The following is a 26464-nucleotide window of genomic DNA, read 5'->3' as shown; positions in this document are numbered from 1 at the left end:
GTATTAAAAATAGAATAACCCATTGAATTTTCATACTGTTTATTGGATGCATGCAATGAAAGAACAATTATCTTCTCGTTGGAAAATATTGATAGCGGCAGTTAAGCAACAAGTAAAACCCGCTTTAGGTTGTACAGAGCCTATTTCGCTTGCATTAGCGGCTGCAACAGCAGCACGTTACTTACAACACGCGATTACCCGCATTAGTGCTGAAGTCTCTCCTAATTTAATGAAAAACGGTATGGGCGTAACCGTACCAGGTACAGGCATGGTGGGATTATCCATTGCAGCAAGCCTAGGTGCCGTTGGTGGTGACAGTGAAGCAGGTTTAGAAGTATTAAAAAATACAACGCCTGAACACGTTGAACAAAGCAAAGCACTGTTAGCTGCTGGCATTGTGAATGTTTCAATTAAAAAAGAGTGCCAAGAAGTTCTATATAGTGAAGTGACTGTTGAAGATAGTGAAAACAGCGCAACTGTCATTATTGCAGGTAACCACACTAATATTGTTAAAATTATTCATAACGGTCATGTTGTTCTTGATAATACTTGTGCTGGCGCAGAACAGTCTGCATCACCTTGCGAAATAAAAGAAACGTTAACCCAAACCAACACTCAAGAAATTTACCAGTTTGTTACCCAAACTCCAGTAGAAGAAATTTCTTTTATCCTTGAGTCAGCACACTTAAATGATGCGCTATCAAAAGAAGGTTTGAACAATACTTATGGTTTACATATTGGGCAAACTTTACAACGCCAGCAACAGCGTGGCTTATTAGCAAAAGATTTATTATCAGAAATCATGATCCGTACTTCTGCTGCCTCTGATGCGCGTATGGGTGGTGCCGTTTTACCCGCAATGAGTAATTCTGGCTCAGGTAACCAAGGTATTGCCGCAACGATGCCTGTTGTCGTGGTTGCTGAATATTTACAAGTTGGCGAAGAGAAAATGGCAAGAGCATTAATGCTTTCCCATTTACTGGCTATTTATATTCACCATAAATTTCCTGCACTATCTGCGTTATGTGCAGCAACAACCGCATCAATGGGCGCAGCTGGTGCAATTGCATGGCTAATGGATGAACGTTACGAATCTATGGCTATGGCAATTAGTAGCATGATTGGTGATATCAGCGGTGTGATTTGTGATGGTGCTTCAAATAGTTGTGCGATGAAAGTCTCAACTGGTGCAAGTGCAGCTTATAAAGCTGTGTTAATGGCTCTAGATAACACTTATGTGACAGGTAATGACGGTATTGTCGCTCATGATGTTGATTCTACAATTGAAAATCTATGTGCACTAGCAAGCCGTGCAATGCAACATACCGATGTTCAAATTATTGAGATCATGGAATATAAAGCCGTTGCTAATGGCTAATTTGAGCGTTTAAAAAAAACACCCCATAATATTGGTTATTATGGGGTGAAACATAAGATCCTAGGAACAGGATCCTCCTCAAGTCAGGAGCTTATCAATATTCGTTACTGCTATTTACGGCTACTACATTTCAACTACTACGTTTCAACGACTACGGTTACTTAACTACTTTACTTCTTACTGCTTTTTAACACTCACTACAGGGTATTAGGTTAATAAGCCTTCTCTTCTGTACTAGGCATCAATGCATCAAAATTGGCTCTTATCTCTTCTTCTGGTAATTGAATACCAATAAAAACCAATGTGCTTTGACGAGTTTCATCTTCATTCCACGGTCTATCCCAATCAGCACTATAAAGGCGTTGTACACCTTGGAATAACAAGCGATTAGGTTGGTCTTTAATATTTAATATCCCTTTATAACGCAAAAGATTATCAGCAAAGCTTAATAATAATTTTTCCATTACGTCTGAAACTTCTTGTAACTCAACAGGATAATCAAACTTTAGTACAATCGAATTAATGTCATCTTGCTTATCAGCCTGATAACGAAACAGAGGCTGTTTTACATCGAGGTTATCGTTCAACATAAAACCTTTTACGTTAAACAGTAATCCTAAATCAATTTGTCCATGGATCACGGTATGCACAGGCGCTCTAGCATTAATACGTCTTAATCGTGCCATTAATTCAGGAGAGGCTGGAGTGACATCTGTTTTCGTTAACAGAATGCGGTCAGCATAACCAATTTGTGATTGTGCAATCGTGAATTGATCCAGTTGTTGCTGAGCGTGAACATTATCAACAAGTGTGATAATGCCATCTAATAAGTAGCGCTGGCAGATGATCTCATGAGAAAAGAATGTTTGGCTAATAGGGCCTGGATCAGCCATCCCAGTGCATTCAATAACTAATCTATCAAATTCGATTTCACCGCGATCTAGGCTGTCACATAAATCTAATAGCGTATCTTCTAATTCATTCGATTTACTGCAACAAATACAACCATTGGTCAGTGTTTTAATTTGAGTGGCTCTATCACCAATGATTTCATCATCAATAGGGACTTCACCAAATTCATTTTCAATAACGGCAATTTTATAGCCATGCTCTTCATTAAGCATATGACGTAAAAGTGTTGTTTTTCCTGATCCTAAAAAACCGGTCAGTATTGTCACTGCAATAGGTTCCATCATTTATCTCCTTTACGGATCACTAGCAACAGCGAAAACCGCCTTTACCATCACCACCGCCATAACGGGCTTCCTGACGCTCACGGAAAAACTCGTTATAGGTCATAACAGGCTTATCTGGATGGTTATCTTTCATGTGTTGCACATAATTATCGTAATCAGGAATACCTATTAGCATACGTGCTGCTTGTCCTAGATATTTTCCAGCTTGTCCTAAATTACCAAACATAAGTTTCTCCTAAGCCCCGTACTGGCAAGCCAGCACGGGGGTTTAACCTATCAACCTAAATTAGTGACCTGAGGACACCTTTACATCTTTTGGCATAGGAACATACGGTGTTTCTTGTGATGTATCTTCTGGGTTTTTACGCGCTTTCATTGCGGTACGGAAACCGTAGAAAATGATGCTGTAAACAACCACTAAGAACAGAATACTTAAGCCAGCATTGGTATAGTTGTTAATTACAATATGATTCATATTGGTAATTTCAGCCGCAGTTAAGTCAGCACCACCTGCTAAGATCTTCGCTTTGTATTCATTTGCTAAGTAGAAGAAACCTTCCATTTGTGGATCATCGCTGAGAAGTTTCAGACCTAATGCCCATGTTGTACAAATTAATAACCATACTGCAGGAACAACTGTCACCCAGATATATTTAGTACGTTTCATCTTAACTAAGATAACAGTACCTAATACCAGAGCAACTGCCGCTAACATTTGGTTTGAAATACCAAACAGTGGCCACAAGCTCTTAACACCGCCTAATGGGTCAACAACACCTTGGTATAACAGATATCCCCATAATCCTACGCAACCCGCAGTACCAATCACACCCGGAATGAACGAGTTTGTTTTCTTCAGGTAAGGGATAAAGTTACCTAACAAGTCTTGGAACATAAAGCGACCGGAACGTGTACCCGCATCTAACGCCGTTAAAATAAAGAGCGCTTCGAACAAGATCCCAAAGTGATACCAGAAGCCCATATCCGCAGCAGGAATGATTTTATGGAATACCATCGCGATACCCACTGCTAAGGTAGGCGCACCACCAGCACGGTTTAATACAGAAGGCTCACCAATATCTTTCGCCGTTTGTAGAATTTCTTCTGGCGAAATAACAAAGCCCCATGAACTCACCGTTGCAGCAGTATGTACAGTCACTTCTCTTAACTGCTCCATAATAACTGCTGTATTTTCACCACCTAATTCATGAAGGTTTGGCATAGTAATACCTAAACCTGCTGGTGGTGTATTCATAGCAAAATACAGACCTGGTTCAATAATAGATGCAGCGACTAACGCCATGATCGCAACGAATGATTCCATTAACATTGCACCATAACCGATAAAACGCGCATCCATTTCATTGGCGATAAGTTTAGGTGTTGTACCTGAAGCAATCAGTGCGTGGAAACCAGAAACAGCACCACAAGCGATAGTGATAAATAAGAATGGGAATAAAGCCCCTTTCCACAATGGTCCTGTACCATCGACATATTGAGTAACCGCTGGCATTTTCAGTTCAGGGTTTAGGATAACAATACCAACGGCTAAACCAACGATAACCCCAATTTTCAGGAACGTCGCTAAGTAATCACGAGGAGCAAGGATCAACCAAACTGGCAGTAATGCAGAAACAAAAGCATAACCAATAAGACCAAAGGTGATGGTTGTATCTTTAAAGGTTAGCGCAGGCCCCCAGTATGGATCGTGAGCAATAACACCACCAAACCAAATCGCAGCAATCAGTAATACAATACCGATAACAGAGACTTCACCGACACGACCCGGACGGATATAGCGCATGTAGATACCCATAAACAGGGCAATTGGTACTGTTGAACAAACAGTGAACACACCCCATGGGCTTTCTGCTAATGCTTTAACAACGATAAGCGCAAGCACTGCAAGAATGATGATCATGATAAGGAAACAGCCGAATAAAGCGATAGTACCCGGAATAGGACCCATCTCTTTCTTTATCATCTCACCAAGTGAGTTACCATTACGGCGTGTTGAAATAAACAACACCATAAAGTCTTGTACTGCACCAGCAAGCACAACCCCAGCTAATAACCAAAGCGTACCCGGTAAATACCCCATTTGAGCAGCAAGAACAGGCCCTACTAAAGGACCAGCACCTGCGATAGCCGCAAAGTGGTGACCAAATAAAACATAACGGTTAGTTGGAACGTAGTTCAAACCGTCATTATTAACAACAGAAGGTGTTGCTCTAGTTGGATCAAGCTTCATCACTTTTTGAGCGATGTAAAGACTGTAATAACGATAAGCAACTAAATAAACGGCAACAGAAGCAACAACTATCCATAGTGCACTGACGTGTTCACCACGGCGAAGTGCAACCACTGAAAGACAAAAAGCACCAATAATCCCTAGGATCACCCAAGGTACGTGCTTTAAAAATGCATTTTTGTTCATGAGACACCTTTTTTTCAGGCAAGACCGAACAGCCAAAGAGTAATGCGGGACAGCTGAGAATGATTTGAGCGAATATGAGAGACAACTGCCCGCTACTACATAATAAGAAGAATGAGATATAAACAGTGCGACAAAATCGCTTAGCGGTTGTATAACGAATTAAGCGGTCTGTTTTCTAAGTTGAGTGGTTCTGTCTTTTTGAAAAGGCTATTTTTTTGTGATCTAGGTAACAATTTTATTTCTTTCAATAAGTTAGAAACTCACAAAATAGAAGAAACCCTCCTTTTCGCTAACAAAAAAGGAGGTTTTTTATAACATTATTTAATTAAGTAGTAATTATTGGCTAAATTGAACGGATATCAAAAGCACATTACCTTTTCGAGCAGGTGAACCATTAAAATGCCATTGGTATGCAGCATCAATAACGGCATTATCTATGCTCATGTCACCACTGCCAGATTTCAATAGCACCACGGTAGGAACACCTTGAGGGTCAACATCAAGTTGTAAGATCATATCCCCTGTTTTAGGTGCTGTATCAGGTGCATTCACTTTCGGTAATGCCTGATCACTGCCTTTGATATTCGCTGATGAGAAATCAATACTAAATGTCCGATTTGATTGCTCAACAACCTTGTTGTTTAGCGGCTTACGTATCACTTTACTATTAGGATCTGATGCTGGTATTACACGTTGAGCTAATTGAATCTGAGTTAGGTCATCACTGAGATAATCATCTGAAGGTTTAACTTCAATACCTTCCGGTAAATAACGCATATCCATTCGCGCTCGTAAGGTTTGATAGCGATCTAAGCGAGCGCCCTCAAGTGTATGTATCACCATTCTCATTTCTAACATTTGCATAAGCGAACCAACACTTTCTTTTGATTTTTGCTGTGAAGCTTTAGCAAATGCCCCTGCTGCAATTTCAGGATCTTCATCGAGCCATGTTATGCCCCATCCTAACCAGACATCTTCACGATCGGGTTCTAATGCGATGGCCTGTTCAAAATGAGTACGCGCATTGAGTAATAAAGTTTGCCAATATTTTTTCTCTTGAGGATAAATTTTAGGAGAATTGGCTAAATTGTTGGTTCCTACGTTGTAATATTGCAATTCAAAACGTGCCACTGTTCTCACGATATCGGCATTATCCTGATGAAGAGCGAGTTTTTCATTTAAAAAGCGAATACTGTTATCCCAACTTTCATGGTTATTTTTACCATTAGGCAATGTCTGCAACTCTTTTAAGATGGCTTGTAACGCAGCACGTTTTTCTTGCTGTTGTTGAGATAATCTAGGGTAATAAGATGAATAAGGATCATAGCTGGAGCGAGTTGCTTCTCTTCCATCATCTAATTCTGGCGCTTGCTTTTTCAGTTCTGTATAAGCATTTTCAGTCAGTGTTATCCCTTTTGCATCTTGTCTCGCATAAGCTTTAACCAGTTTTATCAATGTTGATTGTTGCTTAACCGCATACTCTTTCCAACCAAGACGGGTACTTTCAAAACGAACTGTCACACGTTGGCGATATCCGTCTTTGTTTGGCATAAAACGCCAATGACGAGCTGCTTTCACTGCTTGATCATCGAAAGCATCAACACCACTACTGTTTTGCACCCAAAGCCCTGAAATACGCCCTTGAGGATCGACATCAACGGATAAAATAACATCTGCACGAGGGATATATTTTCTGATTGTTGGATAACGGATCTCAGTTAAGTTTTTCACTTCATTAGGTGATTCAACAATTACTTCTCCGGGATACTCTTTTCCCATCATTGATTGCATTTCAAGATAAGTGGTTAAATCATTATTGATTGCATTACTCACTGGTAATCGCTGATTAGCAAGCTTAGTGACTTCTTCTGGTGGTGTACTGTTTTGTCGATAAAAACGATCTTCAATAACACGCGCTTGTAATATCTGATAAATCTGGCGCTGATTTTCAGTAAGCTCTGAAATTGCTTTTTCCAATAATTGTTGCGCTGAAATATCATTATGACCTTGATTAGCCTGTTTGAGCGTATCTGCCACCATTAAAGCTAACATCGCTTTTTCAATTTGTGCATCCAAAGAACGATGGGCGATATAAGTAAGTGATAAAACTTGCCATGCCTCAGGTGATAATGGCGCAACAGCAATAACATTAATACCTGATTGCGTTAATTGAGCATCATTACTATTTGAAAGAGAAGCTAATGCCTGAGCAACCATAATATCAGGTTGATTTAATAGCCAGTCACCATAAAAATTGAGTGTTTTTACAGCTTCCGCACGTTCTGTGGTTCCCTTGGTATAAACTAAATAAGCCTCTTTCGCTTTTGTCGCTTCAGTCACATCATCGCTAAAATAATCTAATCCTGGTAAAGCAATTCGCACTTTCTCAATAGCGCTAATCGATGCCAGCGCTTTCGGTTGATTAGACCGAATAACGTTACGGATCTCATTTTCGCTATTAACAACAAAATAATGATAATTTTGCCATTCTGATTGTTCGATATTTTGTAAAACAAAACGACGGCGATCTTCTAATTCATTCGTTGGGATCACTGACAATGACACACTCAGCGCCATTAAAAGGACTAATCCACCACCACATAAATAGTAAATATTTTTAGCTCGCCACGATTGCAATAACATAGCAATCGTCATAATAAGAGAGCCTAACCATAATCCCAGTAAGAAATTACGCTCATCAAAGCGAACAGATGAGGGGAGAATTTTACTATTAAAACTATCAATCAAGCTAAAGGTTGAAACTAAGAAGGCTGGCAACCAGAAAGGGAACAGTAACGTTATAACGCCAATAATAATCAGGATCAGCTTTATTCTTTTTTTCATGTTATTTTCCCTAAATTATGGCTTTCTTTTCAAAATATGCATTGAAGGGAAAACAAAAAGAACTAACAAGATAATGGCTAAAACCATTAAAAACATCACACTCAACATCGTTATTAGTATTTGCTCAATATAATCCGCTTTGATTAAATCTGCGATCCAGCTAGAACCTAAACCACCGCTGGCTCCTTGTGGAATAAAATTCATCAGTAATAAACCCAAAAATACAGGGACTATCATGGCAATAGCGGTATGTAATATGACTTTGGGTACTTGGTTTATTGCATTTTTAACCGTAATAAATATCGCTGGCGGTTGAATAGGTTTCGCTGGCGTAGTTTGAGTTGGCGCTTGTCGGATATTCGCATTTTGTACTCTTTTTTGACGAACTGGCTCACGTTGCGTTTGGTTTTGTTTCTGAGTAATTGCAACTTGCTGTAACTTCGCCTCTCTTGCACAAGCTGCGCAAGCTTTACCTGCAAAATGCTGGTGGTTTTTATCTTTTTGACAAATGACTAACTGTTGCTTTTCGGGTTGTGCATATTCATAAAGTGCTGTCGTCCATGTTTTTGCACTTGGTCTTTGCGAAGGTGTGCCTGAAAATGCTTTATCAAAGAGAGTTCTTAGCTTATCAGGTAATTGTTTATGTCCACTGGCGACATTTGGGGTGATCAAATTATGCGCCTTTATGCCATAACCATAAAAACGCCCCGCAATACGTCTTGGTATATCTGTAGGTACAGTGTCATTTTTAGGACGACCACTAAAAGGGTGGATACCAAAATTAAGCAACTGAAAAATAATAACGGCTAACGCAAATCGGTCTTGCCACTCTTCTTGAGATTCTGGAACAGTTTGTTTTGCTTGAAATTCAGGGGCAAGATATTCAACAGTAAATTGTCCAGCAGGAAAACGCGTATTATCGCCTTGGATACTAAATCCATCACAATCGAGAAGAGACATATACAGACTTGATTTATAAAACCGCAAATTCAGCGGTTTCATATCAATAATACGGTGCCCTTGCTGATGTAAAGCATCAATCAATGAGCAAAGGTTATATGCGAGACTCACTTTCGCCCCCATTCCTGTGGGTAAGCCATGCGCTTTGGCTTGGCGTTCTTGAAGAATGTATTCCAACTCAATAGTATTTTTAACATCAAGTTCAGGCATCACAAAGCCAACAAATTGCTTTTGGCTATTGTATAAACGTGCTTGAGGCCATGCGAGTTGGATAATAGGCGTATCGTTAACAGAAACGGGCTTTAATGCAGGTTCTAACTTCTGCATTGCCGTGATCTTTTTCAGATAATAGGCTTTATCAATTTTGTCATGATAAACTTTTGATACTTGGAAAGGTGCATTATTAATATGGCTAACGCTACCCGCACCACCGCTTTTTATCAAATCACCTATTTGATAAATCTTACCGTTTTCATCTTGTAATTGCCTAGATACTGGTTGAACTATCCCTTTCTTTCTCGCTTTTACCACAACTCTTCATCCCTGATGCAAATAACTAAGGTTTTATCATCGCCTGTGATCGAATGTGTTCGAGGATCAGCTAAAGTCCCTGCTAACGCCTCACTTCCACTATCTTCTGATACGGTTTTTAAATAACGAATAACTGGGGTGATAAACGGTTCATAAAGGGCATCACCCGCTTTATTCATGGCAAAAGGTTGTACACCATCAGACATCAAAATAACTTGTTTTACTGGTTTATTTAGGGGAATAACGCGTAAATGCGCTTCCCAATTTTCTGACGTCACAAACCAAGTTTGATTCGCATATTCTCCATTTTCAGGTTGTGATACATAACTTGTACCATCACAGTATTCCACCACAGCAATACCATCACCCAAATGGAATAAATAGCCACTATCATCACCAACCCAACATGCAACCAGTGTTGATGCATATTCATTAAGCGCACACTGCTTTATTTCTGCATATTCAGCCAGTTGGAGGCGAATATCTTCAATAAGTTGTTTAGCCCCTTGTGTTATCTGTTTTTCGGTTAACAAATCAATGTTTGGCCACTCTGTAATACGTAGCGTAAATAACCGAGCAACGAGCTGAGCACCTTGTTCACTATAACGAGAAGAACCAGCACCATCACAAACAGCAGCGATAAGATATTCACCTTTACGACGAATAAAATAAGCATCCTGACAGGGAATTTGACGTTCTTGATGGGCAATGCCTGTCACAGATGCCCCATAAGCTAACCAATCATTCATCAAACAGGTACACTCGCCCAAGAATCAGTTGAAGGTAATTGTGCTGTGCCACCCGGTGTTGATTGAGAAACCACCTGCATACTGGCGCTTAGCCACAAGAACAGTTCTTTAAATTGCAGCCCTTTAAGCATTTTCACACCATTAACACCATTACGGCTAAAGCTCCCCATGACTTCTGCTGATGCGCCATCAACCATAATCGGAAACACCGCTGTTTTTTGGCTTTCTTCTGCTTGGCGACAAAGCTGTGCAGCCTGTTCCCATTGATCCGTAGGAACACCATCAGACATTAAAAATAGCCAAGGTCGTGTATAAGCAACACCCGCTTGTTTAAAGCGCTGTTTTTCTGCTTCAATTTCTTCAAGCGCTAAAGTAATGGCTTGTCCCATTGGGGTTGTGCCATTAGCTTCTAAAACAGGGGCTGTAAAATCCATAGCATCTTTCCAATCACCATGAACCGTACATTGGTCATATCCGCCGTATTCAATCACTAAAATACGGACACGTTTAGCCGCAATCACATCGTTTTTGAGTTCTTGTTCGAGTAATTTAAGCCCTTCATTTAATTGTTGAATAGGTTGACCATACATACTGCCAGAGCTATCTAGCACTAAGATCAGAGGGGTACGTTGTTCACTGTTATCAACCAAGGCTACGTCAGGGATCATGGGATGCTCCATCATTCAGTTATTATTTTTCATGATAATGATTAATGTAACATAAAGACGCAAAATTCATCAGAAAGAAAAAAGCAATAAAGTGAAGATAAAGATATTTCTGATAAAAAATAAGCTTTAAGGTTTAAAACTCGATGTTTTAAATTAAATTTGAGAGTGTTTTCATGATTTCAAATGAAAAAAACACCTTATTACATCTTGTAAAAGGTGCTTTTTAATAAACTATTTATGATGTTAATAGTGGATCTTTTGGCGTCCAGCAATAGAGTGCGAAAGCGTTGTACCATCGACCATTTCAAGTTCACCTCCCACAGGAACCCCATGGGCAATTCGGCTAGCCGAAATATCATACTGAGCACAAATTTCAGCAATATAATTGGCTGTTGCTTCACCTTCAACAGTCGGATTGGTTGCCAAGATCACTTCAGAAATCGTCTCTTGGCTTAAGCGCTCTTCAAGTCTATCTAAACCAATGTCCATAGGACCGATACCATCTAAAGGGGATAAATGCCCCATTAAGACAAAGTATCGCCCCGCAAACTGCCCTGTCTGCTCGATAGCATGAATATCCGCAGGACTTTCGACAACACAAATTTGCCCATTTTGCTGACGACGAACATTGGCACAGATGGTGCAACGCTCTTCTTCAGTAAAAGTTCGGCAATCACAACAATGACCGATTTCAGACATTGCACGCGTGAGTGCTTGTGCAAGTCGCATACCACCGCTTCTATCGCGTTGAAGTAGTTGGAAAGCCATTCGTTGCGCTGACTTAGGCCCGACACCGGGTAAACAACGCAACGCTTCCATTAATGATTCAAGAAGTGGGCTGGTTTGCATTAGAATGGCATCTTAAAGCCTGGTGGCAATTGCATACCGTTAGAAACAGAGGCCATTCTTTCTTTTTGTGTTTCATCAATGCGACGCGCAGCATCATTAAAGGCAGCAGCAATCAGATCTTCCAGCATCTCTTTGTCATCTTCTAGCAGGCTAGGATCGATTTCAACACGACGGCAATTATGAGCACCATTGATAGTGATCTTAACTAAGCCAGCGCCAGATTCACCTGTCACTTCTAAGTTTGCGATCTCTTCTTGCATTTGTTGCATTTTTTCTTGCATTTGTTGGGCTTGCTTCATCAGATTACCCAAACCACCTTTTCCGAACATAATTGTCTCTCTTTGTAAAAGCCACACAGTATGAAGTCATACAACATGTTGCGATTAAACAGGTCGGATACTCTCTTCATCCAATTCAGCATCAAAATATTGCTGTAATGTTTGAATCGTTTTATCCGTAATAATCGATTGACGCGATAACGCCAATTTTTCATCATAAATGGCTTGTCGCCATTCCAACGGTGTTTTTACCGCTGGATCATCATCTTCTATAATTGTGAGTGAAATTGCTTTTCCATGCAATTCACTTAACGCATTAGTAAGCGTGCGTAACGCATTTGCTGAATTTAAATGTTTCTGTTTAGTTCGTAAATGCAAAATAACGTTTTCTTCGTTTACTGTCTCTTTATACGCATTTAATGCCAGTTGTTGCACCAATTTAGGGAGTGGCATTTTGTCAATTTCAGCCGCCCAAGCATCTCTTTCTTGCGACTCTTTAGCAATTTTTGCTGCTAATTCAGGTGTTTTCTCATATTCGAGAACTTCTTTGATCTCTTTTGGTGAAGAAACAACCTCTTGCGTTGACATTAACTCAGGGTTTTGTGGACGCCACTGATACTCTTCTTTTTTCTTTTTTTCAGGCGCATTAGTCTGACGCTTCGCAACTTGCTGGCGTTTTTCACTCACGGCTGCTAGCCGCTCTAATGCACTAGCAGCCGGCTTGGCCCGATTAGGCGTCGCCGGTTCAGACTTTTTTGGCGGGGTTTGTTGTTCCGTCCCCTTTATTGCCTGCCTTGCTCTTAAAAGTTGTGCTGCGGGGCTATTGCCTAATGAAGCACTATTTTCTATTGGTGAAGAAGATGGGTGATCCACTTGAGGCGAATGAGTCTGCACAGTTTGCGGGGCATAATGTTCAGACATTCTATTTGTAGGCAATGATGCTGAAGGTAAAGTTTGTGCTAATGGCGCAGAAGGTATTTCATCAATCACTGTTTTAGGATGAAAAGCAAGCGCACGTAGCAGAGTCATTTCAACACCCATGCGTCTATCTGGCGCATAAGCCAGTTCTTTTCGCCCTACTAGTAAGGTTTGATAATAGAGTTGTAAATCTTGTGGAGAAACAGATTTTGCCAATAAACGTAGGCGTTCTTGAGTAAATTGCTCTTGAGGATTTTCTTCACTAGGCAATAACTGCAACATGGCAATTTGATGCAGTAATGAGAGTGTTTCAACCAAGAAATTTTCCCAGTCAGTACCTCTTGAAGCAACTTCATTAACCAGCGACATGACCTGTTGACCATCCGCTTTTACTAGCGCTTCAATCAATGCTAAAGGCTGAGTATCATCAATAGTGCCAAGCATTTGACTAACCACTTCTGCACTGACAACACCTTCGCCACTTGCTATAGCTTGGTCTGTTAAGCTTAATGCATCTCGCATACTGCCATCAGCAGCGCGTGCAATAAGTTGACGCGCTCTTACATCATTTTCAATATGCTCTGCTGATAGCACTTTTTCGAGTTGTGTCGCAATTTGGTCAATATCTAATGCTCGCAGATGAAATTGCAAGCAACGTGATAAAATCGTGACAGGTAATTTTTGTGGATCAGTCGTCGCTAATAAGAATTTAACGTGCTCTGGCGGTTCTTCTAATGTTTTTAGTAGCGCATTAAAACTGTGACGAGAAAGCATGTGAACTTCATCAATCAAGTAGACCTTAAAGCGTCCTCGTGCTGGCGCGTACTGCACATTGTCCAGCAGTTCACGGGTATCTTCTACCTTAGTACGAGATGCAGCATCGATTTCAATTAAATCGACAAAACGCCCTTGTTCTATTTCAAGGCAATTTGCACATTGACCACAAGGTTTACTCGTAATACCTGTTTCACAATTGAGCCCTTTAGCAAATAATCGGGCTATCGTAGTTTTTCCGACACCTCGTGTGCCAGAAAAAAGATAGGCGTGATGAAGTCGCTGATGATCAAGACCATTAGCTAAAGCAGTCAACACATGACGTTGACCAACAACATCGTTAAAAGTTTGTGGGCGCCACTTACGGGCAAGTACCTGATAGCTCATTGATTCCGCTAAATTTGAACAAGATTTATCTCTATGCTAACACAGGGACGACCTATTGAGCGAGATCTGTAAGAAACAAATGAGATATTGGAGAAAGAACCAGCAGAAATTTAAGGTAAAGATAAGAGGCAACAATTGTGCGGGCAATACACATTTATAAAAATAGAAAAAATTATAAATGATATATAAACACCCGCACTCTTACTTGTGTTTACGATAAGAACTTAATTAGTTCTTCTCTAAACAGTGAAGATATTAATGTCCTGGAAAATCAACCAGTGTAAAGCTGTGAACACCTTGTTTTTCTAAGCGTTCGATACCGCCTAAATCAGGTAAGCAGATAATGAATGCAGCTTCTGTCACAGTGCCACCTAAACGGCGGATCAGACGAGCAGTTGCTTCAATGGTGCCACCTGTTGCTAGTAAATCATCAACCATTAATACTTTGTCTTGATCCGTAATGCTATCTTTGTGGATCTCTAAAGTATCTGTGCCGTATTCCAGATCATAAGTTTCACTGAGCGTTTCGCGAGGCAATTTACCTTTTTTACGAACAGGAACAAAACCAACACCTAGGCGTAAAGCGACTGGAGCACCAAATAGGAAGCCACGCGCTTCGGTACCCACAACTTTAGTGATACCCTGACCTTGATAGTGTTCTACCAATAAATCAATGGTTGCCTGATATGCAGCAGGATTATCCAATAATGTAGTGATATCACGGAATAATATCCCTTCTTTTGGATAATCAGGAATGGTTTCAATACTGTCTTTAATAAATTGCAGTTGTTGCGCGTTAGCAGTCATAATCAGTGCCATAATAAAAAACGAAACGATAGAATCTATGCAATATGCCGTTAAAATGCAACAGAAAGCCAATTAACAACTCTTTTTTGTTGCTTTAAGTCAATTCATGTTTTTATCAAAACAGGGGCAAGAACCAGATGAATAAACCTGATCCTTTAAGCTTATTTAAAAAACAGATAGACAATCTAGCCGAAACAGTGGCGCCTATTGCAAACAAAAAAATTGCAGCACCTTGCTTCGACACGACACTATTCCACCGCCGAAGTGATTCCCTTGGTGGCTACATGCAACAGATCCGCGATAATTTTACCCAGTTAATCGCTTGTGTTGAGGCACAACGAAGCCAGCAAGTTAAATTTCTGGCCACACAAATCCTACAACAAATTGAAGCATTAACTCGTGAATTATCGACACAAACACTAAGAAAGCAAGAGAACCAGCTTACTCAACGAAAAAAAAGTGTCGATTTATACCAAAAGCTTGCCCAACATCAGGATTATGAGCGCCGATTACAAGCCATGATCCAAGATAGGGAGCTTTCATTAACGCAGGCACAGAGCTTTATGAAGCAACAAGAGTTACAAAAAGAGATTGCCGCGCTTGAAAATCGCCTTGCGCGCTGCAAAAATGCCCTGTTCTCTATCGAAAAGAGCATTGAGAAACAAGAAGATAAATTTTAAAGGGAGTGATAATGAGTTTAAAAGAAGCACCAGAGTCTGTTCAATTGGCAGTCGATCTTATCTATTTACTTGAAAGCCACCATATTGATCCTAAAACAGCACTAGAAGCCCTCGAGATTGTGCGCCAAGATTATGAAAAAAAATTAGCGGCACAATCTACTCATTCATCCCTTTAATTAAGCAAAAGGCGTATTGGCTTCGGGTGTTGAGCCATCAAGAGGACGTTTTATCTCTTGTACTTCATCACCTTGTTTATTATGCAAATAGACATCAAGTTGGTTAAACGCAATATTGATATTATTTTCATTACACAGCTTATCAATAGCGCGGTTAACTTCATCTATTGCAATATTTCTGTCACCTAATGTTCTGACATAAAAACGCAAATCATGATTCAGGGTGCTTGCCCCAAATTCAGTAAATAGCACCACAGGTTCTGGTTCAGTCATCACTCTGGCATTATCTTTAGCGGCTTTCATTAAGATCTCTTTGACCTTATCGAGGTCAGATCCATAAGCAACACCCACTTGAATAATAATACGTGTCACCGTATCAGATAATGTCCAGTTAATAAGCCGTTCAGTTACAAACGCTTTATTTGGAATAATCACTTCTTTGCGATCAAAGTCAGTCACTGTCGTTGCTCTAATACGAATTCGGCTAACCGTACCGGAATAAGTACCAATAGTAACCGTATCACCAATTCTGACGGGTCTTTCGAACAAAATAATTAAGCCAGACACAAAGTTTGCAAATATTTCTTGTAAACCGAATCCTAAACCAACTGTTAAAGCTGCGGCTAACCATTGCAGTTTTTCCCATGCTACACCTAATATTCCCAGTGATACGATGGTTCCGATAGCAATAATAATGTAGGTCAAAATGGTTGTGATCGCGTAAGAAGCACCTTGTTGCAATTTTATACGAGATAAAATTAATACCTCTAATAAACCTGGTAAATTTCGTGTCATAAACCAAGAAATTGCCATAATAGAAACAGACAATAATAGATCTGCAACAGTCACTGCCTTAACAACATTTCCGAGTTCTGTCGGTAAAGTGTAACTCCAGAGTGTTATTCCATCTAAATAGGTAAAGACCGTAATAAAATCAGACCAAATACCATAGAAACTAGACGCAAAGATGATAAATAAGATCATCGTTGTCAGTCTTAATGATTGTTGATTGATTTGATCCATATCCATTGGTGGTTCTTGAATAGGTTCAAGACTGTTATCTTCGCCTTCTTTTTTCTCTTTAAGCATTGCTTGTCGACGCTCAAGTGCACGACGATAGGCAAGGCGTCGAGCCGCAACTGTTAAGCCGCGCAAACTGGCGTGATAAGCAATAAACCACAGCATAAGTAGATATAAGCTATCAATCCAACGATTTGCTAAACGCAATGCGGTGTAGTAATAACCAAAAATAACCAATCCCATTAAAATAAGGGGTGAAAACGTTAATAAGGTAATGACGACCGTTCTAACAACATGATTGCCCTTTTCTTGCCACATTTCACGGCAAAATGGCAACGCACATAAACTAATACCAAATAATGAAATAATCGCAACCAATTGCCCAATAACATCACCCACCAACAGCAATGGATTATTAATGCCATAAGCTGAAAGCAGAATAATTGGCAACATTGGCAGTGATAATCGTAATAAACGTTTACGATTTTGCTGAACGCGTTCGAGAGGAATTTTAAAATGTTTTACTGCAACACCATTGTCAGACATTAAGCGATAAGACCATTCAAACATCAGCCAAAATACCGCAAATTGCCATGCAAAAGACCAAATAAATTCTTGCTGAACATTAAAGCTATTAATTAGCCAATACCCTATTGCTAATACAATACAAGAAAGGGGTAATGTTTTTATAAATACAATTCCTAATGCTAATGGCGTATGCAGTTGTGAGTCTTTATTAAGCTTATTAATATCCGCATTCAGTTTTTCAAATTGCACATCTAGCTTTTTACGTTGCCAAATAATCAACAAACTGAACGAAATAAGTGCAATAAGTATAGGAAGTGATTTCTTAGCCCCGATCAGCAGATTTTCATTTGACCAGTTAAGTTTAAGACCTTGAAATTCGGCAACAGCCTGAGCGGGGAATGTTGAAAACCAATTTAGGTTAATCGGCTTATTACTGCTTACCCAGAAAATTTGCTGAGCCAATGTGTTTTCGAGTGAACTTACCACACTGCGTAATTGTTGCTGATCCATTTGGAGATTAATCGAACCCGAAATTTGATTACCTAATTGGTTATTCAGTTTATCGAGCAGTTCTCTACGAGCATCAACTAATAGTTCCAAAGCATTGCGTAACTCTTTTTGCGCATTAGCATCAGAGGTTTCAGGATGTGTTGATTGATACTCTTTCATCAACTGATCAATATAAATATTAGGTTGAATGATTTGATCACGTTGCTTGTTTATTTCAAATTGTTCTAATCGCAGATCGGCAATTTTATCAGGCAGGTTATTAATAAATATACCATCGGGTAAATCAACTTGTTCTTCAAACAGAATACGTGACAGCAATAAACTGCCTTTAAGCACATCAATTTGTTCTTTTAAATTACGTTCAGATTGAATGGCTCTATCTAAGCGATTCTTGACTAGTAAGCTATGGCGATTTAAATCGTTATTATTTTGCGTGGTAACAATCAACTTATCACTAAGCTGTTTATTGATTTCTGTTTGTGCCAAATAAAATGGATCATTATTAATGATCTGATTCTCAAGCCCTGTACTTTGGGCTTCTTTGGCAGTTTCCTCTGAGCTATCTAAGCGTTTATCATTGATAGCATCCTGAAGTAATTGAGCATGCTCTTGTGAAAGGTCGATATAAGCAGAGCTATAATCTCGCTGTAGTTGCAATAAGCTTTGCAGTTGCACATTTGATTGGAGAGTTCGCTTTTGAAAATTATTTTGTTGTTGAAGATAATATTGTTCTAATTGCAACAGTTGCACTGCCGAAGTGCGCATTTGTGCTTTATCAGCACTGCTTTTATTCAACAAGGTTCTTATTTGTTGCAGTCTTTCTGAATTGCTAAATAAAACAGATTGCGCCCTTTCAGGTTGTGTTTGTAATACAATAAGCTCATTACTGTAGTTGGCTAAATCATCTTGAGATTTTTGTAATGACTGTAATACCGTTTCAAGTTGAGATTCTAATGTTGCAAGCGGTAAAGCCTCTAATGATTTTTTATAATTGTCACCTTCTTTATTAGCGACTTTTTGTTTTAATTGATCGAGTTGATATTGAGTACTACGCAATTTTTCTGGTAATTGATCGACTGTTTTATTGTAACTTGTCGATTTTTTCTCTAATTGTTGAATATCATCAAGTAATAAAAGCGATTGCTCAAGATCAGCAATAGTTAATTTATCTTCTGCACTTAACTCACTGCGCTTATTTAATAAATTAAGCTGATTTTGAATGCTTTCTTGAGTCGGTAAATTACTCGATACCGCGGCTAAAACAGCGGTAATGGAAAGGCTCCAAAGAATAAAGACAATAATCGAGGCTGTAATAACCGTCTTTATTTGACTATTAAATTGAGAAAAAAGAGTTTTTGTACACATGGTTAAGCAACTTGTTCAATTAATATTGAAAAACTGTCTCTTAGTATAATCCAATTGCTTTAAATTGGCAGTGTAAACAGAACAAGTTGCTTGGGGTGTTTCTCGCCTGAGAAAACGAAATAGTGATCAGAAAGTCAGGATTTTATCAGCATCTAGTGTCCACTGCGCTAAATCAACTAAAGTCCCTAATTCTGCACCATCAACAAGTGGTAAATCACTGATACCACGGGTGTCTGTACAGGTTTTACATAACTTAACAGGCACATTTTGCGCTGTTAAAATTTCCAGCATTTGCTGTAAGTTGTAGCCTTCTTTAGGTTGTTGACGGGCTAAAGCCCCAGTCACAGCATCAGACATTAAAAAAATATTTAATTGAGTTTCTGGATGCTGTTCTTTTAATGTAATCGATAAACGCAGTGCGTTAAATAATGATTCATTGCCATAAGCTGCACCATTAGCAATAACTAACACCTTACTCATGAATGTCTTCCTTTTGTTTAAAAATAAATTAAGAGGTCGCAGATATTCTCATATTTGCACTGTGCTTTATCATATCAATAAAGCTATCAACCAAATATTGACTTTCATCTTTGATAGAAAAACTTTCTGGTGAAAATAACCAATTTTCGGCAAGACCTGTCATCATGGCTCTTAACATAATGGCGGCTCTTCTTAAATTAAGGTCCGTAGGAAGCTGTTTTTTTTCAATACAACGAGATAAAGACTGTTCTATTCTAGAGTGATCCGCTGCACACAATTCTCTGCGAATTTCAACAATTGGTGTCATTTCACCGACAAATTCGCATTTATGGAAATATATTTCTAAAAGTGCATTATGTTTGGGATCTTCGACAATTGATGTCAATATGTAAATAAGCAATTCTCTTAATACAAATAGTGGATCATCTGGGTATTTTGATTGATACTCTATTTCTAAAGATTCTATTTTTAAGTCGGTGAGTTCGCACGCTTCAGTAAATAAATCCACTTTATTTTTAAAGTGCCAATATATTGCGCCACGGGTAACACCTGCCGCTGCTGCAATATCTGAAAGTGATGTGGCAGAAACGCCTTGCACAGTAAACAGTCGAAGTGCAGCATCAATAATCTGCTGTTTTGTTTCTTGTGCCTGCCGTTTAGTTTTTCGTGCCATTAATCCTCGATTTTGACTGAAGTTAATTTACATACATTCATGTATGTTTGTACTATACATCGCAATCAATCATCAACTTAATTATTTTTATCCCGGGAAACAACGTTTGAATAGAGGTTTTCTTATGCGAAAAAACAGAGGGGTTTTGCCTCTGGCTCTGTTAGTGCTATCAGGCAGCTTGGTTCTTGCTGGATGTGACGACAAAGCTAAACAGTCTGCTGGAGGTCCACCTCCTGCACCCGCTGTAGGTGTTGTGACGTTAGGAGCGCAAGCTCTGACAATCACTACTGATTTACCAGGTCGTACATCAGCCTTCCGTATTGCTGAGGTTCGCCCTCAAGTTAGCGGCATTATTTTAAAGCGTAACTATACAGAAGGTAGCTATGTAGAAGCAGGTACATCACTGTATCAAATCGACCCAGCTCTTTTTGAAGCAACGTTAAATAGTGCGCAAGCTGAATTATCAAAAGCGAAAGCAAATGCTGAAATTGCGCGTCTCACTGTAGAGCGTTATAAACCGCTACTAGGTACAAATTACGTCAGTAAACAAGATTTTGATGCCGCAACATCACAATATGCACAAGCGGCTGCCGCAGTTAAAGCAGCAGAAGCAGCAGTGACAAGCGCAAAAATCAATCTTGAATACACCAAAGTAACATCACCAATTTCAGGTCGTTCAGGCAAATCAACCGTAACTGAAGGTGCTTTAGTCGCCCAAGGTCAACAAGTTGCACTGACAACAATTCAGCAAATCGATCCGATTTATGTCGATGTGACACAATCGAGCGAAGATTATCTGAAATTAAAAAATGAAATTGAAAGCGGCATTATTCGTCAAGAACAAGGTAAACCCGTTGTTCATTTAACATTGACGAATGGGCAAGCTTACGCACAGAAAGGGCATTTAGAATTTTCTGATGTGACTGTTGATGAAACAACAGGCTCAATTACAATGCGCGCTATCGTACCTAACCCGAATGGGGAATTACTACCAGGTATGTTTGTTCGTACTAAGTTAGAGAATGGTATTCGTCAAAATGCAGTTTTGATCCCACAACAAGCCGTTATTCGTACAGCGCGTGGTGAAGCAACAACAATGGTTGTGAATAAAGACAATGTTGTTGAAGTTCGTACCATTGAAGTGTCACAAGCTGTTGGTAATAAATGGCTCGTTAATAGTGGTGTTCAGGCTGGTGAGCGCGTTATCGTTTCTGGATTGCAAAAAGCAAAACCCAAAATGACAGTAACGGCTCAAGAAGAGAATTTAGATGCGAAGCCATCACCTGAACAAACTGAGCCAGCTAAGAATCCTCAATAAGGAGTCGGTGATCCATGCCTAAGTTTTTTATAGATAGACCGATATTTGCGTGGGTAATTGCGATAATTACCATGCTCGCAGGTCTTCTGGCACTCATCAAACTGCCTGTTGCCCAGTATCCAACGATTGCACCGCCAGCGATTTCTATCTCTGCGGTTTATCCTGGTGCTGACGCCACCACTGTGCAGAATACTGTTACCCAAGTTATCGAACAGAATATGAATGGTATCGATAACATGGTGTATATGTCTGCGACCAGTGACTCAGCCGGTATGATGAATATCACTCTGACCTTTGAAGCAGGTACTGATCCTGATATCGCGCAAGTACAGGTGCAGAATAAACTGCAACTTGCCATGCCGTTATTACCTCAGGAAGTGCAACAACAAGGGATTAGTGTTGATAAATCCTCAAGTTCATTCTTGATGGTTGCGGGTTTCATCTCAAGTGACGGCTCAATGTCACAAGATGATATCGCAGACTATGTGGGTGCAACGATTAAAGACCCATTAAGCCGTGTAACCGGCGTGGGTGAAACCCAGTTATTTGGTACTCAATACGCGATGCGTATTTGGTTAGACCCAGATAAACTGGTGAAATACAACATGACCACACTTGATGTTATCGGTGCGATTAAAGCACAGAATAACCAAGTGGCCGCAGGTCAATTAGGGGGTACACCTCCCGTTCCTGGCCAGCGTTTAAATGTATCTATTATTGCTCAAACTCGACTCAATACCGCAGAGCAATTTGGCGATATCCTGATGAAGGTTAACACCGACGGTTCACAGGTTAAGCTAAAAGATCTTGGTATAGTTGAAATGGGTGCTGAAAGCTACAGCACTATTGCTCGCTTTAATGGCCTACCCGCTTCTGGTATCGGTATTAAATTAGCAACAGGCGCTAACGCATTAGATACAGCAACCGCGGTACGTGCAGCATTGGCTGAAATGGAGCCATTCTTCCCTGCGGGATTAGAAGTTGTTTATCCTTACGATACAACGCCATTCGTTAAGATCTCTATTTTCGAAGTGGTAAAAACGCTGATTGAAGCAATTATGCTGGTATTCGTAGTAATGTATCTGTTCTTACAGAACTTCCGTGCTACGTTAATCCCAACAATTGCAGTACCAGTTGTATTGTTAGGAACCTTCGCCATACTTTCGGCGTTTGGTTACTCGATAAATACCTTAACGATGTTCGCGATGGTACTTGCCATCGGGCTTCTGGTGGATGATGCCATCGTTGTGGTAGAAAACGTTGAACGTGTTATGCAAGAAGAAGGCTTATCGCCTAAAGAAGCAACACGTAAATCCATGGGACAAATCCAAAGTGCGTTGGTCGGTATCGCCCTAGTACTTTCTGCGGTATTTATTCCAATGGCATTCTTTGGTGGTTCAACAGGTGCAATCTATCGCCAGTTCTCTATCACCATCGTATCAGCAATGGTTCTGTCTGTTTTCGTTGCGTTGATTTTAACACCAGCACTTTGTGCAACGATGTTAAAACCTGTACCGAAAGGCAGTCACGGTGTGCAAACAGGTTTCTTTGGTTGGTTTAACCGTACCTTTGAAAAGAGTAGCCACCACTACACTGACAGCGTATCCCGTACTCTTCGTGGTACAGGTCGTTACTTACTAATTTACGTTTTATTAGTCGCAGGTATGGCGTTAATGTTTATTCGCTTACCAGCATCGTTCTTACCTGAAGAAGACCAAGGTGTATTACTGACAATGGTTCAGTTGCCTGCTGGTTCAACACAAGAACAAACACAAGACGTACTAGAAAGAGTAAACGACTACTTCAATACTGATGAGAAAGAACTCGTTAAATCGGTCTTTACCGTAAGTGGCTTCGGCTTCGGTGGTCAAGGACAAAATATGGGACTGGTTTTCGTAGTATTGAATGATTGGGATGAACGTAAATCAGATGAAGACAAAGTTCCGGCGATTGTTGCACGTGCCAATATGGCATTATCCCAAATTAAGGAAGCCTTTGTTTACTCATTTAACATTCCAGCGATTGTTGAGTTAGGCTCTGCGGGTGGTTTCGAATTCGAGTTAGTGGATAAAGCTAACCTCGGTCACGAAAAACTCATGGAAGCTCGAAATCAATTACTAGGAATGGCAGCGCAACAGCCTCAAATGTTAATGGGCGTGCGTCCTAATGGTCAGGAAGATACTTCACAATATCGTCTGTATATCGACCTAGAAAAAGCACAAGCTCAAGGTGTTGCGATTAGCGATATCTATTCAACATTAGGTACGATGTTTGGTGGTAGCTATGTAAACGACTTTATCGACCGTGGTCGTGTTAAGAAAGTTTACGTTCAAGCTGAATCACAATACCGTATGTTGCCACAAGATATCGGTAATCTTTATGTTCGTAACAATGTCGGTCAGATGGTTCCATTCTCATCGTTCATTGATACAAGTAAAGATCCTTGGTTATACGGCTCTCCTCGTTTAGAGCGTTATAACGGTTTACCAGCAGTTCAAATTCAAGGTAGTGCAACACCAGGCCAAAGTAGTGGTGATGCAATGCTTATGATGGAAGATCTCGCAAGTAAACTACCAAGCGGTATCGGTTATGAATGGACAGGAATGTCATATCAAGAACGTTTATCTGGTAACCAAGCGCCTGCGCTGTATACCATTTCCTTGATAGTTGTATTCCTTTGTCTTGCTGCTCTTTATGAGAGCTGGTCAGTACCATTCTCCGTTATGTTAGTCGTTCCACTGGGGGTTATTGGTGCTCTTGCATTAACATCAATAAGAGGCCTTGAAAACGACGTTTACTTTAAGGTTGGGCTCTTAACAACCATTGGGTTATCGGCGAAAAACGCAATCTTGATTGTTGAATTCGCCAAGGACTTGATGGAGAAAGAAGGTAAAGGACTCATAGAAGCAACGTTAGACTCTGTTAGAATGCGTCTACGTCCAATTCTAATGACTTCACTTGCCTTTATGTTAGGGGTTATTCCTCTAGTATTAAGTAACGGTGCAGGTTCTGGTGCTCAGAACTCCGTAGGTACAGGTGTATTCGGTGGTATGATTGCCGCAACCTCCCTTGCTATCTACTTTGTTCCTATTTTCTTCGTCGTGATCCGTAGACGATTTGCGAAGAAAAATGAAGATTTAGAGCATCCAAATCATTCACACTAATTTGAATGAATTTGAGTGGTAATGCCAAAAAGGTCGCGAAAGCGACCTTTTTCTTTATCTATTGATGTATTGTTTTAAATGAAAACTTATCTCATTATATTATTTTTAGGAAATATCTCTTTAATCAATAAATTTATTTTATTTTTTTTCTTATATATGACTTTTTGTCAAAATTAAGCAGTTCTGTTATTTATAAATAACAACGATAATTATGCCTCATTTACACGCTTAAACATTTAAAATATAATAAAAACAAATAAAATCACAAAGTTAAGAGAAATACTCTTTAATCGGGGTTTCTTGATTTTTACGAAAATAGACAAAATTCTGTTGTTCAGATAGTGACTTATGCAATAATAGTGCTATATTAAGCAAAGAAATACTTATTGTATAAGTTTTAAACTCATTCGTGTGCAGTTTAGTGTTGTCTTTCGATATGCTATTACTTTGTTAGAAATAATAAATATAATTATTAACTCTTTTAGCATACGAGTAAATATAAACACTCATTTTCAAGTTTATGTTTTTTATTAATCCATTAATGAATTATGTGATGTATCCCGTTAATAAGTTCAACTTTAAGCATTGATCATTATTAATGAATATTTTCTATTAATTCAATTACGATATGTTATGGACGAATATTCACCAGAAAAAGTAGATTTAGCCGAATTGTCGTTTTTGTGCGAAGAGCTATTACAGCAAGCTTTAGGCTCATTAGATAAAGGAAGCACAGTTTGGCACAACGATCTGAGTAGCACAAAAAGCGTTGACCTTAATGTTCTAATTGAACACATTATGGACTTTAGTTGGAAATTTAAGATTAAGCACCCAGATAAACATGTAATTAATACGCTTATAGAAGAGTACCTTGAAGAGACTTATCGTTTATTTGGTAATACATCAATTTCTTACTCAGATATCAATAATTGGAAAGAGTTAAACCAGTCACTTTTAGCTCTCATTGCCAAAAACCCAAAAAGTTATATTAAGTAATTTTAATTATCTGTAGTTTTATTTTAATAATAGAGAAAAGACAACATGACTAAGACAGACTATCTAATGCGTTTAAGAAAATGTACTTCAATCGAAACATTAGAACGTGTGATTGAAAAAAACAAATATGAACTCTCTGATGATGAACTGGAGCTGTTTTATTCAGCAGCAGACCACCGTTTAGCAGAACTCACAATGAATAAGCTATATGATAAAATTCCAGCGTCTGTTTGGAAATTTGTAAGATAATCTAATTCTATTTAATTGCCTTAGTTTTATTTTTGCTATTTTTATTTTTTATAGTAGTAGGGTTATTAGTTCTTAATTTAGATATCGTTTTATTCACGTTTTCTTATCAGTAGAATGATTACACACCATCATGCCGTTGACTTATTACGGCATGACTGCACTGCTTTACTCAAATATTCCTTTCATTTATAAATACGACCGTAAATTTTCCAATAATAAATTGATACATTAAGCATACTATTTTCTATTCAATAATATTGACTCTTAAACCCAAAGAAAACAGCGCTCAAAAAACACGTATAGAGAGTAAAAATATAAGGAAAAATAACAATCTTAGAAGATAATAATTATGAAAGATTAGATATTATGAAAGGCTAAAAATTGGGTGGGGCCTTGCCAGCGACATCCCGGCACACGCGACACCTGCCATGGCTGCTTCCTTCCGGACCTGACCGAGTTAACAAGTTAGCGTTGCGGGAGAACCAACAAGACCCCATAGATTGTCTTATTGCTAAGACGTCACGCATTA

The 26464-nt window shown here is 39.3% G+C and carries 21 protein-coding genes and 1 other RNA gene; 7 read left to right on the top strand and 15 right to left on the bottom strand.

What is annotated here, in order from left to right; genetic code table 11:
• Positions 1-55 precede the first annotated feature (55 nt).
• Positions 56-1378 carry an L-cysteine desulfidase family protein gene (locus tag ACWPWK_RS13900; protein ID WP_109371653.1) on the top strand — a complete coding sequence of 441 codons (1323 nt, stop codon included), beginning with the start codon at positions 56-58 and terminating at the stop codon, positions 1376-1378.
• Between the two features lie 212 nt (positions 1379-1590).
• Here the strand turns inward: ACWPWK_RS13900 and yjiA are convergent, their stop codons facing one another.
• The 11 genes from yjiA to apt all read right to left on the bottom strand — a co-directional run bounded on the left by yjiA (position 1591) and on the right by apt (position 14776).
• Positions 1591-2571: a GTPase gene (yjiA, locus tag ACWPWK_RS13895; RefSeq protein ID WP_109371655.1), complete on the bottom strand. Its 981-nt coding sequence runs from the start codon at positions 2569-2571 to the stop codon at positions 1591-1593.
• Positions 2572-2593: 22 nt separating this feature from the next.
• The gene (locus ACWPWK_RS13890; protein ID WP_004245057.1) at positions 2594-2800 is read right to left on the bottom strand and encodes a YbdD/YjiX family protein; all 207 of its coding nucleotides are present in this window, start codon (positions 2798-2800) and stop codon (positions 2594-2596) included.
• Between the two features lie 60 nt (positions 2801-2860).
• Entirely contained in the window at positions 2861-5011 is a 2151-nt protein-coding gene (locus ACWPWK_RS13885) for a carbon starvation CstA family protein (protein WP_109371657.1), read from the bottom strand.
• A 336-nt stretch (positions 5012-5347) separates the two neighbouring features.
• Entirely contained in the window at positions 5348-7855 is a 2508-nt protein-coding gene (locus ACWPWK_RS13880; protein ID WP_109371659.1) for an energy transducer TonB family protein, read from the bottom strand.
• A gap of 15 nt (positions 7856-7870) precedes the next feature.
• Positions 7871-9346, bottom strand: a complete 1476-nt coding sequence (locus ACWPWK_RS13875) for a DNA-binding protein (protein WP_109371661.1) — start codon at positions 9344-9346, stop codon at positions 7871-7873.
• On the bottom strand, positions 9340-10095 hold the full coding sequence (locus tag ACWPWK_RS13870) for a PP2C family serine/threonine-protein phosphatase (RefSeq protein WP_109371663.1): 756 nt from the start codon (positions 10093-10095) through the stop codon (positions 9340-9342). Before ACWPWK_RS13870 ends, ACWPWK_RS13875 begins: the two co-directional genes overlap by 7 nt.
• On the bottom strand, positions 10095-10763 hold the full coding sequence (locus tag ACWPWK_RS13865) for a vWA domain-containing protein (RefSeq protein ID WP_227336451.1): 669 nt from the start codon (positions 10761-10763) through the stop codon (positions 10095-10097). The genes ACWPWK_RS13870 and ACWPWK_RS13865 overlap by 1 nt, the downstream gene beginning before the upstream one ends.
• A gap of 243 nt (positions 10764-11006) precedes the next feature.
• On the bottom strand, positions 11007-11612 hold the full coding sequence (recR, locus tag ACWPWK_RS13860; RefSeq protein WP_109371667.1) for a recombination mediator RecR: 606 nt from the start codon (positions 11610-11612) through the stop codon (positions 11007-11009).
• A complete protein-coding gene (locus ACWPWK_RS13855; RefSeq protein ID WP_023580840.1) occupies positions 11612-11941 on the bottom strand; it encodes a YbaB/EbfC family nucleoid-associated protein in 330 nt (109 codons plus the stop codon). Before ACWPWK_RS13855 ends, recR begins: the two co-directional genes overlap by 1 nt.
• 54 nt (positions 11942-11995) lie before the next feature.
• Entirely contained in the window at positions 11996-13969 is a 1974-nt protein-coding gene (dnaX, locus tag ACWPWK_RS13850) for a DNA polymerase III subunit gamma/tau (protein WP_109371669.1), read from the bottom strand.
• A gap of 255 nt (positions 13970-14224) precedes the next feature.
• Positions 14225-14776 carry an adenine phosphoribosyltransferase gene (gene apt / locus ACWPWK_RS13845; protein WP_036911661.1) on the bottom strand — a complete coding sequence of 184 codons (552 nt, stop codon included), beginning with the start codon at positions 14774-14776 and terminating at the stop codon, positions 14225-14227.
• 137 nt (positions 14777-14913) lie between these two features.
• Here apt and priC point away from each other — a divergent pair, with 137 nt between their 5' ends.
• Both priC and rsmS read left to right on the top strand, forming a co-directional pair.
• The gene (gene priC / locus ACWPWK_RS13840) at positions 14914-15456 is read left to right on the top strand and encodes a primosomal replication protein PriC (RefSeq protein ID WP_109371671.1); all 543 of its coding nucleotides are present in this window, start codon (positions 14914-14916) and stop codon (positions 15454-15456) included.
• An 11-nt stretch (positions 15457-15467) separates the two neighbouring features.
• A complete protein-coding gene (rsmS, locus tag ACWPWK_RS13835; protein ID WP_102949409.1) occupies positions 15468-15632 on the top strand; it encodes a pleiotropic regulatory protein RsmS in 165 nt (54 codons plus the stop codon).
• Here the strand turns inward: rsmS and mscK are convergent, their stop codons facing one another.
• The 3 genes from mscK to acrR form a co-directional block, all read right to left on the bottom strand.
• Positions 15633-19055 (bottom strand): mechanosensitive channel MscK, encoded by a 3423-nt coding sequence (gene mscK / locus ACWPWK_RS13830; RefSeq protein ID WP_109371673.1) that lies wholly within the window; start codon positions 19053-19055, stop codon positions 15633-15635. It lies immediately after the preceding gene.
• 126 nt (positions 19056-19181) lie between these two features.
• On the bottom strand, positions 19182-19535 hold the full coding sequence (locus ACWPWK_RS13825; protein WP_072069368.1) for a DsrE/DsrF/TusD sulfur relay family protein: 354 nt from the start codon (positions 19533-19535) through the stop codon (positions 19182-19184).
• 28 nt (positions 19536-19563) lie between these two features.
• Positions 19564-20208, bottom strand: coding sequence for a multidrug efflux transporter transcriptional repressor AcrR (gene acrR / locus ACWPWK_RS13820; RefSeq protein WP_109371675.1), 645 nt, complete (start codon positions 20206-20208; stop codon positions 19564-19566).
• Positions 20209-20332: 124 nt separating this feature from the next.
• Between acrR and ACWPWK_RS13815 the strand changes: the two genes are divergently transcribed.
• From ACWPWK_RS13815 to ACWPWK_RS13800, 4 genes are all read left to right on the top strand, one after another.
• On the top strand, positions 20333-21526 hold the full coding sequence (locus ACWPWK_RS13815) for an efflux RND transporter periplasmic adaptor subunit (RefSeq protein WP_109371677.1): 1194 nt from the start codon (positions 20333-20335) through the stop codon (positions 21524-21526).
• A 14-nt stretch (positions 21527-21540) separates the two neighbouring features.
• Complete coding sequence (locus tag ACWPWK_RS13810) at positions 21541-24690, top strand: efflux RND transporter permease subunit (protein WP_109371680.1); 3150 nt, start codon at positions 21541-21543, stop codon at positions 24688-24690.
• A gap of 633 nt (positions 24691-25323) precedes the next feature.
• Entirely contained in the window at positions 25324-25686 is a 363-nt protein-coding gene (gene tomB / locus ACWPWK_RS13805) for an Hha toxicity modulator TomB (RefSeq protein ID WP_109371682.1), read from the top strand.
• Positions 25687-25731: 45 nt separating this feature from the next.
• Complete coding sequence (locus ACWPWK_RS13800; RefSeq protein ID WP_006535062.1) at positions 25732-25935, top strand: HHA domain-containing protein; 204 nt, start codon at positions 25732-25734, stop codon at positions 25933-25935.
• Between the two features lie 391 nt (positions 25936-26326).
• Here the strand turns inward: ACWPWK_RS13800 and ffs are convergent.
• Positions 26327-26423, bottom strand: an RNA gene (gene ffs / locus ACWPWK_RS13795) — signal recognition particle sRNA small type.
• Positions 26424-26464 lie beyond the last annotated feature (41 nt).

The organism is Proteus sp. Marseille-Q3619 (genome assembly GCF_965283115.1).
The sequence above is the reverse complement of the archived record's forward strand: the minus strand, read 5'-3'. Positions and strand labels throughout refer to the sequence as shown.